Origin of the sequence: uncultured Granulicatella sp., from assembly GCF_938030755.1 — a bacterium.
GTDB lineage: Bacteria > Bacillota > Bacilli > Lactobacillales > Aerococcaceae > Granulicatella.
This window is the reverse complement of sequence record NZ_CALHIF010000048.1, coordinates 1-15,780: the sequence shown is the minus strand read 5'-3', so window position 1 is coordinate 15,780 and position 15,780 is coordinate 1. Positions and strand designations below refer to the sequence as shown.

Sequence of the window (15,780 nt, the reverse complement as noted above, 5' to 3'; positions counted from 1 at the left end):
AATGACAATAACTTCCATGCTATTCCGTTTTCAATACTCATTACTTTAAAAGCGTCTTTAAGCCCGCCATATAGTCTATTAAATCTATTTAAATTTAATAGATAGTAAATACTACTTATAATATAGATAAAACTGGAAATTACATTTCCTAATATTTCTTCTCTTATGCTTAAATAATATTCTTTAATCATCTGTTTCATTCGCTCCAATTTTACGTTTTTGAAGAATGAACTCTATTAAAAAATATTCTTCTTTGCTAGATTTTATATTTTTCCAATAGATAACCAATATCAAAATCACAAGTAAAGTAACTACTACTAAAAAAAATATTCCGCCAGTCATAATAACGTCTGAATCATCTACTCCAGTAGATGAAATCTTTTGGATAAAGTCTATTGTTATTTTAGCGATTCCAGCTAACGTTGCAAGAATTAATGCTGGAATTATCAGAAAGGATAATTTCTCATGAAGGTAGTTTTTAGCTTTTAAATCAGAATATCTAAGGATCAGTTCATCGTCTGACATTTGCTTTAACCTTTTGAATTTTTTATTTTCAGAATTGAATAAACTAGTTTCAATTTTCTGAAAATACTTGTTTAGTTTTTCGTTTAATCCCATCTTCTTCTCCTTTCGCTAATCTATTAGCCTATATTTCTTATATTCATTTTACTAAACTTTATATTATTTCTCCATTACTTTTTTAATCAAACAAAGAATCTTGTTTTAGTAGAATTGTTAATAACTCTTTTAACGTCATTAACTCTACTCTCTCATGTTCAGTACTTTTCAAGTTTGCCCTATAACCTTCCATTAGAGATTCGAGTGTAATGTCATTTTCAGGATTGTAGCGGTCGTAAATGTCGCAACTTTCTCCGTAAAATTCTTCCTCTGTTGGTGGTTTGTAATCCACATAATCAACAATAAAATCAACATCGTATTCTACACCGTCCACCACATCGAAATGTTCCCAAACTGCATATACAAGATTATTTTCTCCAAAGAGAACAATATCTTCCGCAACATCTTGTATTAACTCTTCGCAAGGATAAGAAACTAATATTCCATATTTATTTTCAATTGCCATTTGAAACACCTCTAACATAATAGTTTTGTGCATAATCCTCAAAAAAGTTTCTTAGCGATTGGAACAAGTATTTATCAATATTTTGAATATCTCCGGTTTTAATTTTACAGAAACAAGCATGTAGTACTTGATATAAATTCCCCCAGTCTTCTTCTGTAAACATTTCAAAAACGATTGTTCCTTTCCAACCTTTTGAAGTAGCATCCCTAAGTACGCTAGATTTTGCTTTAAATAATAATCCCATTCTTTCATGAACACCTTTATAATCATTCACTCCAGCGGTTAATATCGATACAATGTTTTTGGGAATTCCTTGCTTATCATAATTTAGAAATCGTTTATCAAATACGACTTCTGATTCATATGATTCATTTGTATTAATATTATTATTACTAGGGTTATTATTACTAGGGTCTAAATTTTGGACTTCTAGAAGTCTATTTTTTAGACCTCTTGATTTAAGAAGTCTAAATTTTAGACTTCTTAATTTCAACCCTTTTGAATGTGGTTTAGTATTATTAAACTCATTTTTCTTAGAAGAAGATTCTGTCTCTTCCGATTCTTGACTTGTACCATTCTTTGGTAACGTTTCTTGATTGCTCTGATAAGATGTTTTAAATTTTTCCTCGTCTGAAGGCGTTGCAATAGGATTAAATAAATATAATTTAGCTGGTTGTCCTCTACCTTGTTTAGTTTGCTCTAGCAAACCGTATTTAATTAGTTCTGTTTTTATATTGATTGCTTTTTGTTTAGATACATGCAGCATTTGCTGAAACTCTTCGATTGTATAAATAAAATAAATTTTCCCTTTTTCGTCATACCATTTGTTTTTGATAGAAACATTTTTTCTATCTTCAAGAATTCCGTAGGCGATTTTCGATTCAAGACTTAATCCTTGGTATAGTTCTCCTAACCAAAATATTTTAGGAACTTTATAAAAGACCTCTTTTAAACCTTGTTGAGTTGTTACATGTTGTTTATGTAATTTTATATATAATTTCTGTTCTTCTGTTAAATTAGTCATCGATTAAATCCTCGTCATTATCATTTAACTGTATAATTAGACTATCTTTAGTTCGATAGTAAGAATGAATAATTCCGTATTTAATTAAATGTTCCAATGTAGTCAATGGATTCTTACCTTTGATTTCTTTTCTTAATTCTGAAATTGAAACTTTTGCTTTCCCTTTATTACTTAATAAATTTAAGTATATATATATTGTTTTATCTTCATTTGTTAAATCTTTATGATCCATAATTCCTTTGTGAACATAAATATATTCAGTTGTTTGATATGCTAACGGTTGTTTATATTTCATCTTCGTTTCCTTCCTTTTCTCCTCGTTTTATTATCTCTCTAAAAAACAAAATTATTGTTATCAAAGCTCCAAATGAAATTCCTATTATTAAGAGTATTGTTTCAGCATGAGGGTTATATAATAAATTTCCCAATGTACCTAAAATTAACAATGTTGGAACTCCAACAATTACTGTTCTAATTGAAAAATTAAATATTTTTAGGATTAGCTTTCCTATAATTGCACATATAAAAAGTATCATTAAAACTTGCCCAATAATAACAAACATAAAACCATCTCCTTTTTAACCTTTTGCCAAAATGGCAAAAGGTTTTTACGATTGTAAAAGTTGCATAAACTCTCTATATTTTTCTTCTGATAAAAAATAATCTAGTGGTTCAAAATTTTCAGGAAGTTTATTTTCAAATGATTTCTTTTGTTTTTCTTGCTGTTTTTCAGCAAAGAAAACACTATCTAAATTCTCTTCTGTAAATTCTTCAACTTCTCTTAATAAAATAGCTTGATGCAAATTTACTTTTAGCGAATGATTAATAAGATAGTCACTTAATACTTGTTGTTTTCCTTCAGATAATTTTGCGACTTGCTCTCCAATAGCTAGTGAAATTTTTTTCTGATCTAATAATTGTAAAAATTCATCAATAAGAGAAATACAAGCTGTGTATCTTGAAAGAGTTCTAAGTGATAAATTCTCTTGTTTTGCAACAATATCTAGTGCATTATTCCCTTTTTTTCCTTGTCTTTTGTTGGCATTCACTTTCATTGTGTACGCTTTTACTTTTTCACTTTCTTTTATCAATTGTCGTTGATAAAGATTGCTATTGACTAGACGAATCATTGCATCTTCGTCTGTTAATGTTTCAACAGTAACTGGAACAGTCACCCAATCTAACCGCTTAATAGCATTAAAGCGATTATGACCGCTAATAATTTGATATCCCCCTTTGTAGGGTCTTACAAGAATTGGATTGTATAATCCATTTTCAGAAATATCTTTTGAAAGTTGTTCCAACTTTTCTTCAGAATATAAATCAAAAGGTTGCTCTTCGTATGGAAAGATATCTTCAATTAATACTTCAGTTCTAGGAAGCTTATTATTTAGAGTACTATTGAATAATGCATTATAATTTTCGTTACTCATGATCTTAACCCCTTTCAACTAATTCTTTTGCAAGGTTTAAGTAGCAAGTCGCTAATCGACTGTTTTTAATTGCGAATACAGATTCGCTCATTCTATAGGAAGATTCTGCTTCATTTAACAATGGAATTAATGTATTGAATACTGGAACATTGAACGATTGAATTGTTTTTGAAATTTCCTTTGAATTGTTCGTGTGTGTTACCATTGTTTGTAATAAACCTTCGATTTTAATTTCTTGTCCTAAATTATCTTCAATTTCCTGAATTGTTGAAGTTAATTCCTTATAACCTTCTACAGACGAATTTTTACTATCAATTGGAATAATTACGCTATCGCTAGCAATCAACACATTGATTAACAATCTTCCAAGTGAAGGTTTTGTATCAATCAATACATAATCATATTTTTTTAACGGTAACTTGCGTAACAATCTTGAGAAAAACATTTCCCCACCAATCACTTGATTCAACGCTAACTCAATACCGCTTAGGTATTTGTTAGATACAATATAATCAATTTCTACTCTTCCATTATCAGTTTTCATTTCTTTACGTTTAATCAATTGATTGTAGTCAAACTGCTTTTTATCAATAATTGAATCGATACCTTCAGTTAAGCTATTTAAGTCCACTTTGCTGTCATTTCCTAAATAGCAACTTAAATTAGCTTGTGGATCACTATCTATTAATAGTACTTTCTTTTCTAATGCAGCTAATGCTGTACCTAAGTTCATGGTTGTTGCTGTTTTACCAACTCCACCTTTTTGGTTTGCTATTGCGATAATTTTTGTCATTGTATAATTCTCCTTCTCCACTTCTTGCCATTTTGGCAAAAGGTTCTAATAGTGATATTGTTTTGCTTGTTCTTCTAACAACTGAAAATTACAACAACGTTCTTTTAGTTTTATCTCAAACTCTTTTAATTCTTCTTCTTTTGTAGCAATATTGTATATTCGCTCCGCTCTATTATGAATAACGGAACTTTTTTCATTTAAAATATAATATTGTTTCTTTAATAGACCTTTGTATCTTTGGTCAGATACTTTTTTGAAATCAATTTTTTCAAGGTATTCTCGTTTAATAGGAATCATTTTATTTAAATTAATAATTCCTAAATTACCAGAATCTAATTTATAAATATCCAGTGAACTTCCTAAAAAACGATGTCTTCCTTTTGGACTACTTAATGGAAGAAAATAATTTTTAGAGTCAATAGTAATTACAGTTCCAACATATCTTCTTTGCTTAAATGTAGCCTTTTCAGCTAATACATTAGAATCAAATTGACGTAAATAGGAAATATATTCAGGACTTGCTTCATATAAATCTAATTTCATTGCTACCTCCTTAATAATATAAAAAGCCTATTCCTCATTATTTAAGAAATAGGCTACTCATGTCCCCTTTTCTCGTGAGGGCAACACGCCACTTTTAATAATGCTCAACAGTCCTCTTCTGTGTCTTGGCAATTCGGTTGAAATTCAACCTAGGCTCATATCGTGTCTCTCTACAAATTCAGATCCTCACGTTGCCATACTATTCTAATAATTTAAATAGTATAATCGCTTAGATCCTACCAAAGTAGAAATTCAACCCTATCTTTCAGAGCCATAGCACATAGACCCATTTGTCTATGTAGATGATTTTAGTGTTCTCACACTCCTATTTCGTTCTTCAACTATTCCTGTTTAATTCTATTGAGAGAAAAATTTAACTTAATTGTTGATAGAATTTTCAGTTGTCAAAGATCGAATTTTTCCAATCAAAAAAGGAACAGTTACCTGTTCCTTTCTAATCTTTAATCTTAACTTTTACTCTAACTAAACTCTAGACACTTACTACTTTACAAGCTTGAAAAGACAGAGATTAAAATTCTATCTCCTTGTTCACTTGAATCGGCTTAAAGACCGTAGCAGAAATTTGCTTGGATGGATTCCAAAAATCATACAATAAATCCCAACTTTCTTGCCGTTCATCTTTATAGGCTGCGTAATTAGTTATTAAATTGAACGATTCTACTTCCCGCATATTCTTCAACCACTTTTGACCCTTTAATGTAAACCCCAGGACTTTACCTTGATGAATCGGTGTATTCCAATAGTCTTCCATTTCCGTTTTGGTTATTCCAAGTAAAACATAAACAAGGAGTCGCTGCAACCTTGCCCAGCTCCACCGTTTGTTTTTGAGATGTTGGAGACACTCCTCAATAGTTGAAGTTGTTCGAACAGCTTCCTTCAAGCGATTCTCGATTCCTTCTTCCATTTGATAAATGGCACGTAGTTCTTCGTCAGTACTTCTTAAGACGATACTCTTCAAGATTGGCCAATAAGAACTCCAATCGTTTTTGTACACTTCATCATCGAACTGAACATAGGACAGTTGTTCTCGTAATACTTTCTCATAACGATTCCCCTTCAGCGCTTTTCGTAAGGCCGTTCCACTGGCAAAAGCAGTTTTGTCTAACACATCATCCAAATGTCCACTTCCTACTCGTGTAATTGGAACGATCTGCATTGGATGTTCACTCTTAGCATTTTCAACGGCGTAAGCTAGTCCCAACTGTTGATTTGGAGACTGCAAGGCTTCTGCGAGAGTACTGTCTTCTCCAAACTCTTTCACAGCGAGCTGTGTTAATTGGCTAGCAAAAGTTAGTGAACGGTTTTCTTCTACAAAACGACTAATTTCTTTTTCAATGGTATTTCGTTGAGATACCGCTACTTCAAAAAATGCCGCATCTCCACTTTCACAACCAAAAGCTAAGAAGTGGCACCCTACATTTTGCAAGATTTCTACTGCGCCCTTTGCAAAACGGTCTGTTGACTGACAGCTCACTGCAGTTGGCATCTCAATCACGACGTCTCCTCCATTTTGTAGCGCGACTTTTGCGCGACTCCATTTTTGTTCGATCGCAGGTTCACCACGTTGCACCCAATTACCGCTCATCACGACAACAATAACATCCGCACTCGTTTTTTTCCGTGCCTGTTCTAACAGATAAGCATGGCCTTGATGAAATGGATTAAATTCTGCGATTACTCCACATATCTTCATACGCAAGCCTCATTTCACCGCTTGGAAGAACCAACGCGGACTCGTTTCTTGGACTTCGCTTCTTCCAAAGTCAGCCGTCACCTTAATATCGGTAAAACCGACCGTCTCTAGTGCGGCTTCAACCATTTCAATTGGGAAAGTTTGTTCTTCATGCACTTCTTGGAAATGCTCATACAGATTGCTATCTTCTTGTTTAATATACATATCAATAACATGTTCGACACTGCCAGGCTCATCTAATTCATAGCTTTGCCATAGAAATGCAAAATCGTCTTCTACAAAATGATATTGATATCCTGGAAAGACTTCTTGCATTTGATAGAGCGAGTGCACATCGAAGAGGAAAATCCCATCCTCTTCTAAATGTTCGTACACCGCTTCAAATACCGAAACGACATCTTCAAAATCTGTTAAATAACAGAGTGAATCTGAAAACAGCGTTACTGCATCGGTTGTCGGTACATCTTCCAATACTCGCATATCCGCTTGAAGCCATTCGATAGGTCTACCTTGCGCTTTCTTTTTTGCAATCTCTAACATATTCTTGGATAAATCAACGCCAACGACTTCGAATCCTTTATCATCGAGTCGCATGGATACTTCACCTGTTCCACAAGCAAGTTCCATGACTTTACGAACAGGTCTTTTGGCACTATGCGAAAAAGAACGAACTGCATAGTCCGTCCATTCTTCGTAGAGTTGTTGATCCATCACTTGGTCATATACATGAGCAAATTTTTGATAGTTCATTAGTTTTCACTCACAATATTCACGATTGGTGCATCGCTCCATAATTTTTCTAAATTATAGAATTCTCGATCAGCATAATAGAATACATGGACAATCACATCGTTTAAGTCCATTAAAATCCATTTGCTGCCATCTTTACCTTCGATACTTCTTACTTCGAAGCCTTCTTTTTCAACCGCTTCTTCAACCGCATCGACAATCGCTTGTACTTGTTTTTCGTTTTTACCGTGTGTAATTACAAAGTACTCTGCAACAGGTGTAAGACTGGCTACATCTAGTGCAACCACTTCTTGTGCTAACTTGTCTTCACAAGCATCTAAAACAACTTGTAATAATTTTTTACTGGTATGTTCCATTCTATTCTCCTTTTCTTTGTTTCAAATAATGATTATAAACTTCTATTGTTTTTGAAAAAATAGGCACTTCTTTTTCCAATAAAAATTCCAATGTGTGCTTCAATAAATAAAAGACCGCTTCATCTATATTTTTCGCCGCGATTTCACGCGCAGTATCGACCCCTGGATAATCTCTTCCATCTTCAATGGCATCTGCTACAAAGAGACACTTCGAAAGAAGACTCATTTGAAGTCCTCCAATCGTATGCTCACGAATGGCATCTAACAACTCTTCGTCTTTTACTCCGCATAAATTTGAAATCAATTGGGCCCCAATTGGTCCGTGTAGAATTTCAGAACCTTCATGGTGATACATTTCAGGAAGTCCGATTTCTTTGGCAAGTGCTTGCTGCTCTTCCACTGGGATTTCTTTAGCATAATCATGCGCTAACCCCACAAAGGAAGCCGCCTTTTCATCAAGTGCATACCGCTTTGCTAATTCTAATATTTTTCGTTCGACACGCAGGCAGTGTTGATATCTCTTGTCACTCATATTTGACTGGACATGAGACAACAACTCTTCTCTTGTCATTGTTGTATAAGGTTCAAAGCTATTTACTACGCTCATTCTAAATACAACCCCTTTTCTGCAATGTAGGCTTCCACTAATTCTGGCACCAAATATTTAATGCTTTGTTGGAATAGAACATTTTTGCGGATTTGTGTTGAACTAATATCCATCTTCGGTGCGGTAATCCATAGGACTGGATATGGCGTTTCTTTTTCATAACCCGGACGTTCAACTCCGACAAATTGGACCTCATGAACTAATTCATCCACACGGTGCCACGTTGGTAAGTAATCTACCATGTCTCCACCGATGATAAAGTAATATTCCGTATACTGATTCTGTTTCTTTAACAGCTGAATCGTATCATACGTATAACTCTTCTCATTACGCTCGAGTTCAATCGTCTCGATATCAAAATAAATATTATCTTGAATCGCCAAACGTGTCATCTCGACACGGGTACTCGCATCAATGGTCTTTTTCTCATCCACATGTGGCGGAATATGACTTGGTAAAAAGTAAACCTTGTCTAAGCCCAATTGCACACGCGCTTGTTCAGCCATAATTAAATGTGCAATATGTGGCGGATTAAAACTTCCACCGATAAGGCCTACACGTTCTACCGGAATTTCTTCACCGAATTTTTCAGTTTTGTTTAATGTCTCAGAAAAAATATTGAGTTCAGCAATCATCGTCTATCGACCTCTTTTTTTGAATTCTGCAAATCGTACTGAAAGATCTCTATGTTTTGGATTTCGTGCTTCTTTATATAACACAATCGTATGCCCAATCACTTGAATGATTGTACTACCCGTCGCCTCAGCAATTGTTTCGGCAGCTTCTTGGGGCTCCTCTAATGTGTTTTGTAATAAAGTCACTTTAATCAATTCACGCTTCTCAACAGCATTTTGAATTTGATGAATCATCTCTTCGCTGAGTCCGCCTTTTCCAATTTGGAAGATTGGCTTCAACGAATGCGCTTCTTTCTTGAAGAACTGTCTTTCTTTCCCTTTTAATTCCATGAAAGCTCTCCTTTCTTTAAATAATTGATTGACGTTGAATCACGTCAACTTCTTTAGGACTCCATACTGATACCGTACCTGGTTTTTGAATCGTTATCCAACCAAGACCTGCAATCACTAAGTCCGTTTTTTCTTTAATCGTAAATGTCTTCTTCACTAGTTTTGGATACAACTTCATATTGTCTCCTGTTGGTGGCGTTAGAAGTGTTCCTGCATGTTTTTCGTAAAACTCTGTCGCCTTTTCCAACTTCGTGCGATGCAAGTCGATAGTTTGCGGTGTATAGAAAGTAAATGAATTACGTTCTCCTTGTTCGTAATCGACACGAATCAAGCCACCTATAAAAATTGTTTGATCGCTATTTAATTGGAAGGTCTTCGGTTGTAACTCTTTTTGCGGTAAGACTTTCTTCATTTCTTTTTCCGCTAAGTAATGCGTAATTTGGTGACGATGAATAATCCCTGGTGTATCCACTAATGATGAATGTTCATCAAATGGAATATCAATTTGACCAAGAGTCGTTCCCGGATATTGAGACGTTGTAATCACTTCTCCTGTTTCACCAATACTTTGAATCAACTTATTAATGAGCGTTGATTTTCCTACATTCGTTACCCCTACGACATATGCATCTTTGCCTTTACGGTACTCGTTAATCTTCTCTAGCAATTCGTCAATTTGAATCCTTTTATGACCGCTCACAAGTAGCGTATCAACTGGTTTAATGCCGTACTCTTTTGCATGACGTTCAATCCAGGCTTTCAGACGATTACGGTTCACCGATTTTGGATATAAGTCTACCTTGTTGGCAACGAATAGAATTGGGTTATCGCCCACAAAACGTTTCAAGCCAGAAATCATGCTTCCGTATAAGTCGAATAAATCAACTACAAACACAACTAGCGCATCTTCATCGGCGATACTACTTAACATCTTTAAGAAATCATCGTCTGTTAGAGATGCCGGTTGCAACTCATTATAATTACGTAGTCTAAAGCAACGTTGGCAATAAAGAGGGCCTTCACTTTCCAGCATTTTATTTAATGCACTTTGCGGAGTGTACCCCGTTCCTTTTGGATCTTCCGTTTGGATTATTGCTCCACATCCAATACATACATACTGTTCCATGATTAATCCTCCTCCCATTTCTTATGATAGGACGCGCCTTGTGTTACTACAAAAATTCCTTTTTCAAAGAAACGATTGATTTTTGTTTTCCAAGCATCGCTCTCTTTTCTAGGTTTTACGATAATGGTTCTAACTCCAAATGTATTCGCCCCTAGAATATCTGTTAATAGTTGGTCCCCCACCATGATTGTCTTTGATTTATCAAAATTCAGTAATTGTTGTGCCGCTTTGAACCCCTTGTGCAGTGGCTTTAAACCAGGATACACATATGGAACATCCAATTGAGCTGCTGCAACTTTAATACGATGTTCATTGTTATTCGATACAAGGATTATTTTAATTCCCGCATCTTTCAACGAATTCACCCAAGAAAGTAAAGTTTCATCGATTTCTTTTTCATCCCACCCAATGAGTGTATTATCTAAATCGGTTAAGACCACTTCAATGCCATTCTCTTGTAAGAAAGGAACGGTAATCTCTTGAAAGGTCTTTTTAAACCAGGTTGGTTTGAATAGTGCCATAGTTCTCCTTCTACTTCACGTAAACGCCTTGTGCATCAATTTCAAGCACACGAATCGTGCATCCTTTAAGTGTTGTTTCTAAATAGTGTTCTAAGGTTTCTACAAATCGGTCTACATTTTCTTTATAAACAAACGTCATTACTGTAGGACCTGCTCCACTTAGGTAAGTCCCACAAGTATCAAGGCCTTCCTGCTTTGTAATCGTACGAACTTCTTCCATCCAAGGGACCAGTGTTGAACGGTACGTTTCATGGAATAAGTCTTTTTCAACAATCGAAGAGATGACTTTCCAATCTTCCATCATTAATCCAGCTACCAACACATTACTACGGCTGCTTGCTTCTACTGCCTCACCGTATTCTAGTGAACTTGGTAAAACGCCACGACTCTTCTTCGTTGATAATTGAACGTTTGGAATCACTGCTACCATTGCTATCGGTGCTTCCACATTCTTATGTACGGTTAAGACTTCCTGTGTGCGGTGGTCATAAGTGGCTACAACGACGCCCCCTAAGATTGCTGGCGCGACATTGTCAGGATGCCCCTCGAAAAGAGTTGCCCATTTTACTTTTTCATGATTAGTTAACTGTAAGTTTCCTAATATATTCGCTAATTCGATTCCCGCAACAATGGCGCTCGAACTACTGCCGAGTCCTCTTGTTAAAGGAATCTCACTTTCACACACAAGTTTGTATGGTGTTAATGTTGGGCACACTTTTAAAGCTGTTTCGATAATTAAGTTATCTTCATTTGTCGGAATCTCTTCTCCAAACGGATGCGAAATTACCCATTCGCTAGAAGCTTCTATTACTTGAAGCGTTAAATATAAATTCACTGCAATCCCAAGCGAATCGAAGCCTAGTCCGATATTGGCTGAAGTTGCTGGAACTTTAATTGTTAATGCCATTATGCTTCCTCCAAGATTGGATAAATAGCGACTTCATTTAAGTTTGAGAATGCTTCTTTCACTTTGGCTAACTCACTAGCTGTTAAAGCTGTATAACGAACCCCTAATTCACCTTCACTGTTTGCTACAACTTCTCCATTAAACGGAGCTTCTTCCAAGTTTCCTTTTCCATATACGAAATAAGAACTTGTTGCAGCTTCTGGACTGAATTCCACTAATGGACTCTCTATACGGCCAAATGTTTCCACCGCACTACCGTTACCTTTACGGCGAAGTACTTCCACTACGTCTGCTAAGACACTTGTTGCTGTTGGAAGGGAGCCTGCTCCTTTTCCGTAAAATAAAACTTCATCCACTGCATTTCCTGTTATAGAAATCGCATTGTTTTCATAATGAACTTGGGCTAGTAAATGATTTGCTGGTACAAAAGTTGGTGCTACTTCAAGCGAAACTTTTTTGCCATCGCTAAGAGCTTTCGCTAGAAGTTTGATTGCATACCCATTCTCAGAAGCCATCTTCATATGAGATGTTGTCACTCTTGAAATTCCCGTTTTAGCCACTTCATCAAAAGTAACATTTACGCCATAAGCTAAACGCGTTAAAATCATTAATTTATAGGCTGCATCATGCCCTTCCACGTCACTTGTTGGATCCGCTTCAGCAAAGCCTTTTTCTTGAGCAATCTTCAGTGCTGCTTCGTAGCTGAGCCCTTCTTTTTCCATTGAGCTTAAAATAAAGTTTGTTGTCCCATTAACGATACCAACGATGGATTTCACTTCATTCGTTTCAAAATGTTGCACCATCGGACGCAAAACTGGAATTCCACCACCAACACTTGCTTCATAGTACAAGTACACATCTTCTAATTTAGCAAGTGTTGTCAATTCAACCCCGTGAACAGCAATTAGATTTTTATTGGCTGTTACAACTGATTTTTTCGCTAATAAGCAAGCTTTCACATAATCATATGCGGTTGTGATTCCGCCCATCACTTCAACTACTAATTCGATTTCTGGGTCCTTAGTGATATCGTTAATATTGTTTGTAAATACAACATCTGTTTGTTGCATCAACTCTGGTTCACGAACTAAAGCGGTCTTAATCTCGATTTTTTCTGGGAGTACTTGCTCTAGTTTTGCTACATTTTTTTTCAAAATATTATAAACACCGCTACCAACAGTGCCAAATCCTAATAACGCAATTTTCATTTGTTCATCCTTACCTTTTATATTGAAAAGCCACAGCACAGACACTCTGCGCCGTGGCTTTACTCACAGTTAATTTTTAATCTTGTAACATTTCAAAGATTTCAATTGTCACTAAATCAATATCATCAAATTGGAATGTTTGATTTGTTTCTACGTCTTCTAATTCAAAACTATTTGCTTCATGATTAAAAGTAACGATAGCTCTCTCAACGCCATCCTTTTCAAAACGGCGCACCTCAATTTCAGAATCTTGTGCTGCCATTGTTTGCAGACGTTGAACAATTGCCACCAATTGTGAAGGTTTCATATAATTACTACCCCTTTCAAACTTTCTTTCATTATTCTACCACAAAACCCATCTTTGATAGTAAGAATAACCATTCTTTTAAAAGAATTTTATTCAGTTGGTAAATTCCAATATAATTTGATTAAAGCTTGGGTACCATCATCTGCAAAACCATCATCACAGAGCGTTTCGTAGAGTTTTTTCGCTTGTAAAGTGGCTGGTAAAAATAGACGCATTCTCTCTGCTTCATCAAGTGCAATTCCTAAATCTTTAAGGAAATGTTTTGCAAAGAATCCTGGCGAATAATCTTCTTTTAAAATACGAGGTCCATAATTTGAAAGTGACCAGTTGGCCGCACTGCCTGCACCGACTGTTTGTAATACTTTATCCAAATCTAAACCTGCCGCTTTTGCATAAACAAGCATCTCTGTTAATCCTGTCATCGTTCCTGCAATCATAATTTGATTAGCCATCTTTGTATGTTGCCCAGCACCTGCAGTTCCTTGCAATGTAATCGTCTTCGAGAAACAATCTAATACTGGATATACTTTTTCTAATGTTTCCTCTGTTCCACCAACCATTGTAGAGAGAGTTCCGTTTTTTGCACCAAGGTCGCCGCCTGAAACTGGTGCGTCTAGCGATTCCCAAGAGCGTGCTGCAGCTTCTTCGTCAATGCGTTTAGCTAAAGTTGGTGTACTTGTTGTAAGGTCTACCACAACAAGATGTTCTTTCGTAGACTTGAAGATTCCTTTTTCTCCAAAGTACACTTCTTCCACATCTTTTGGATAGCCTACAATTGTTAAGACCACATCCGCTTGATTAGCAACTTCAATAGGCGTATTCGCCCAAGTTGCTCCCTCTTCAAGAAGGTCTAATGCTCTTTCTTTTGTACGATTGTACACTACAACATTATATTTTTTTAGCAAATGGCGAATCATGGATTTTCCCATCACGCCAGTTCCAACAAAGCCTACTGTATTAATTTTCATTTTCTTCATCCTTTAACTCACTTGTTGATAAACGTAAAAATTTCATCAGATTCATAATATTATGCGAATGTTCTTGATTCCATTGATATCCGTTAATCGCAGCTTCGTAGAAATCTACAATTCTTTCTCCAAATGTTTCAGAAGAAATTTCTGATAACAATTGATTTTGCAATGCTGATACTTCGGCTTCATTGACTAATTGGTTTTCAATATAGTCTAAAACACAATTCGCGATATCCGCATCTGTTTCAAATAACATTCCTAAAGCATCTGCTGTAATCAGGCCGCTTAAGTAATCATTCTTCTTAGCGATTACCGGAACGCGGTTAACAAGTGCCTCTAGGTAGGTTAATCCTTGACTTTCTGATTCAGAAGCATTCACGTAAAGATCTGCCATTTGATAATACTTATAGACCATTTCATTCTTGATTTCGCCCACAAATTGAACAAAATCGTTCATGCCAAGTTCTGCCACTTGCGCTTCGAGCTTCTCTCTTTCAGGTCCTCCACCAGCAATACATAAGCGTACATTTGGCTTACTTGCTACAATGGCTGGTAGCGCAGCAATCACAGCAGCAATATTCTTTTCTTGAGATAAACGGCTGAGTGATAGTAACACCACTTCATCATCTGAATAGCCAAGATCCCTTCTTAACGCAATGGCAACTTCTGGTTCTTGTGGAGGAACAACGACCCCCGTTGGAATCACTCGAACTTCCTGAAGTACTCCATATTCAAGTAGCTTATCTTTTGTCATTTGACTAGGAGCAACTACTCCACTTGTTTGATTACAAAACGCTTTAGAGATATACGCCACATGACTTGGACGTAGCACTTTGCCTTTTGCAATATAGTGTAAATATTTTTCATACATTGTATGGTACGTATGAATCGTTGGAATCTTCAACATAGCAGCAATTAGTTTACCTGCCAACCCAAGACTAAATTCAGTCTGTGTATGAATAATATCCAATTCATTTTCTTTCGCAATTCGGTAAGCCTTTCCCAGGCCTTGAATCGCAACTCGACGATCTTTGAACGCAAAAAACGGGACGCTTCCTAATCGTACAATATTTTCTTCTGGATCAGTTACTTTTGGATCAGTAGTTGTAAAGATAATAACTTTATGTCCTTGTCTTTCTAAATCTTCTTTTAGTACTCGAATTGAAGTAGCAACCCCACTCACTTGTGGGAAGTACGTATCTGTAAAAATACCGATTCGCATACTTACCTCCTTAAATTTGAAATATAAATATTTCTACTATCCCTTCTATTATAAACGATACAAACACTAGTGTCACTATAAGGGGTTATTTATAATAGAAGATTCGTTATATATTCCTATTTAGACACAAAAAAAGCTCAACGATTAACGTTGAGCTTCAACCGATACCGGCGGCCGGGGTCGAACCGGCACGCCCTAATGGACACTGGATTTTGAGTCCAGCGCGTCTGCCAATTCCGCCACGCCGGC

General features: G+C 35.9%; 21 protein-coding genes, 1 tRNA gene and 1 pseudogene. All 23 read right to left on the bottom strand.

All coding sequences use genetic code 11. The features are described 5' to 3' along the window. Nucleotides 1-191, bottom strand: a pseudogene (locus Q0594_RS05020) (hypothetical protein); the annotation flags it as partial. Beyond that, the gene (locus tag Q0594_RS05015; RefSeq protein ID WP_298730173.1) at nt 184-618 is read right to left on the bottom strand and encodes a hypothetical protein; all 435 of its coding nucleotides are present in this window, start codon (nt 616-618) and stop codon (nt 184-186) included. The pseudogene Q0594_RS05020 and the gene Q0594_RS05015, both read right to left, overlap by 8 nt. Nucleotides 619-700: 82 nt before the next feature. Continuing rightward, nucleotides 701-1,084, bottom strand: coding sequence for a hypothetical protein (locus tag Q0594_RS05010; RefSeq protein ID WP_298730172.1), 384 nt, complete (start codon nt 1,082-1,084; stop codon nt 701-703). Further along, nucleotides 1,074-2,108: a replication initiator protein A gene (locus Q0594_RS05005; protein ID WP_298730170.1), complete on the bottom strand. Its 1,035-nt coding sequence runs from the start codon at nt 2,106-2,108 to the stop codon at nt 1,074-1,076. The genes Q0594_RS05010 and Q0594_RS05005 overlap by 11 nt, the downstream gene beginning before the upstream one ends. Next, entirely contained in the window at nt 2,101-2,403 is a 303-nt protein-coding gene (locus Q0594_RS05000) for a hypothetical protein (protein ID WP_298730168.1), read from the bottom strand. Before Q0594_RS05000 ends, Q0594_RS05005 begins: the two co-directional genes overlap by 8 nt. Beyond that, nucleotides 2,393-2,671, bottom strand: a complete 279-nt coding sequence (locus tag Q0594_RS04995) for a hypothetical protein (protein ID WP_298730167.1) — start codon at nt 2,669-2,671, stop codon at nt 2,393-2,395. The genes Q0594_RS05000 and Q0594_RS04995 overlap by 11 nt, the downstream gene beginning before the upstream one ends. A 45-nt stretch (nt 2,672-2,716) precedes the next feature. Next, nucleotides 2,717-3,541 (bottom strand): ParB/RepB/Spo0J family partition protein, encoded by an 825-nt coding sequence (locus Q0594_RS04990; protein ID WP_298730165.1) that lies wholly within the window; start codon nt 3,539-3,541, stop codon nt 2,717-2,719. A gap of 4 nt (nt 3,542-3,545) precedes the next feature. After that, nucleotides 3,546-4,334: an AAA family ATPase gene (locus tag Q0594_RS04985; RefSeq protein WP_298730163.1), complete on the bottom strand. Its 789-nt coding sequence runs from the start codon at nt 4,332-4,334 to the stop codon at nt 3,546-3,548. A gap of 45 nt (nt 4,335-4,379) precedes the next feature. Continuing rightward, nucleotides 4,380-4,877, bottom strand: a complete 498-nt coding sequence (locus tag Q0594_RS04980) for a type III toxin-antitoxin system ToxN/AbiQ family toxin (RefSeq protein WP_298730161.1) — start codon at nt 4,875-4,877, stop codon at nt 4,380-4,382. Nucleotides 4,878-5,406: 529 nt separating this feature from the next. Continuing rightward, nucleotides 5,407-6,591: a nucleotidyltransferase gene (locus Q0594_RS04975; protein WP_298730159.1), complete on the bottom strand. Its 1,185-nt coding sequence runs from the start codon at nt 6,589-6,591 to the stop codon at nt 5,407-5,409. Nucleotides 6,592-6,600: 9 nt separating this feature from the next. Then, the gene (locus Q0594_RS04970; protein ID WP_298730157.1) at nt 6,601-7,341 is read right to left on the bottom strand and encodes a class I SAM-dependent methyltransferase; all 741 of its coding nucleotides are present in this window, start codon (nt 7,339-7,341) and stop codon (nt 6,601-6,603) included. Next, nucleotides 7,341-7,697, bottom strand: a complete 357-nt coding sequence (rsfS, locus tag Q0594_RS04965) for a ribosome silencing factor (protein WP_298730155.1) — start codon at nt 7,695-7,697, stop codon at nt 7,341-7,343. The genes Q0594_RS04970 and rsfS overlap by 1 nt, the downstream gene beginning before the upstream one ends. A 1-nt stretch (nt 7,698) precedes the next feature. Continuing rightward, on the bottom strand, nt 7,699-8,304 hold the full coding sequence (yqeK, locus tag Q0594_RS04960) for a bis(5'-nucleosyl)-tetraphosphatase (symmetrical) YqeK (RefSeq protein WP_298730153.1): 606 nt from the start codon (nt 8,302-8,304) through the stop codon (nt 7,699-7,701). Continuing rightward, entirely contained in the window at nt 8,301-8,939 is a 639-nt protein-coding gene (locus Q0594_RS04955) for a nicotinate-nucleotide adenylyltransferase (protein WP_298730152.1), read from the bottom strand. Before Q0594_RS04955 ends, yqeK begins: the two co-directional genes overlap by 4 nt. A 3-nt stretch (nt 8,940-8,942) precedes the next feature. Beyond that, entirely contained in the window at nt 8,943-9,269 is a 327-nt protein-coding gene (yhbY, locus tag Q0594_RS04950) for a ribosome assembly RNA-binding protein YhbY (RefSeq protein ID WP_005605998.1), read from the bottom strand. Nucleotides 9,270-9,285: 16 nt separating this feature from the next. Further along, nucleotides 9,286-10,413: a ribosome biogenesis GTPase YqeH gene (gene yqeH / locus Q0594_RS04945; RefSeq protein WP_298730150.1), complete on the bottom strand. Its 1,128-nt coding sequence runs from the start codon at nt 10,411-10,413 to the stop codon at nt 9,286-9,288. Beyond that, nucleotides 10,398-10,916, bottom strand: a complete 519-nt coding sequence (locus Q0594_RS04940; RefSeq protein ID WP_298730148.1) for a YqeG family HAD IIIA-type phosphatase — start codon at nt 10,914-10,916, stop codon at nt 10,398-10,400. Before Q0594_RS04940 ends, yqeH begins: the two co-directional genes overlap by 16 nt. A gap of 10 nt (nt 10,917-10,926) precedes the next feature. After that, complete coding sequence (gene thrB, locus Q0594_RS04935) at nt 10,927-11,823, bottom strand: homoserine kinase (RefSeq protein ID WP_298730146.1); 897 nt, start codon at nt 11,821-11,823, stop codon at nt 10,927-10,929. Next, complete coding sequence (locus tag Q0594_RS04930) at nt 11,823-13,031, bottom strand: homoserine dehydrogenase (protein ID WP_298730144.1); 1,209 nt, start codon at nt 13,029-13,031, stop codon at nt 11,823-11,825. The genes thrB and Q0594_RS04930 overlap by 1 nt, the downstream gene beginning before the upstream one ends. A 76-nt stretch (nt 13,032-13,107) precedes the next feature. Then, complete coding sequence (locus Q0594_RS04925; RefSeq protein ID WP_298730142.1) at nt 13,108-13,338, bottom strand: YkuJ family protein; 231 nt, start codon at nt 13,336-13,338, stop codon at nt 13,108-13,110. Between the two features lie 89 nt (nt 13,339-13,427). Beyond that, the gene (locus Q0594_RS04920; RefSeq protein WP_298730174.1) at nt 13,428-14,300 is read right to left on the bottom strand and encodes an NAD(P)-dependent oxidoreductase; all 873 of its coding nucleotides are present in this window, start codon (nt 14,298-14,300) and stop codon (nt 13,428-13,430) included. Beyond that, complete coding sequence (locus Q0594_RS04915; RefSeq protein ID WP_298730140.1) at nt 14,296-15,531, bottom strand: glycosyltransferase family 4 protein; 1,236 nt, start codon at nt 15,529-15,531, stop codon at nt 14,296-14,298. The genes Q0594_RS04920 and Q0594_RS04915 overlap by 5 nt, the downstream gene beginning before the upstream one ends. 165 nt (nt 15,532-15,696) lie before the next feature. After that, nucleotides 15,697-15,780 (bottom strand) — tRNA-Leu (locus Q0594_RS04910).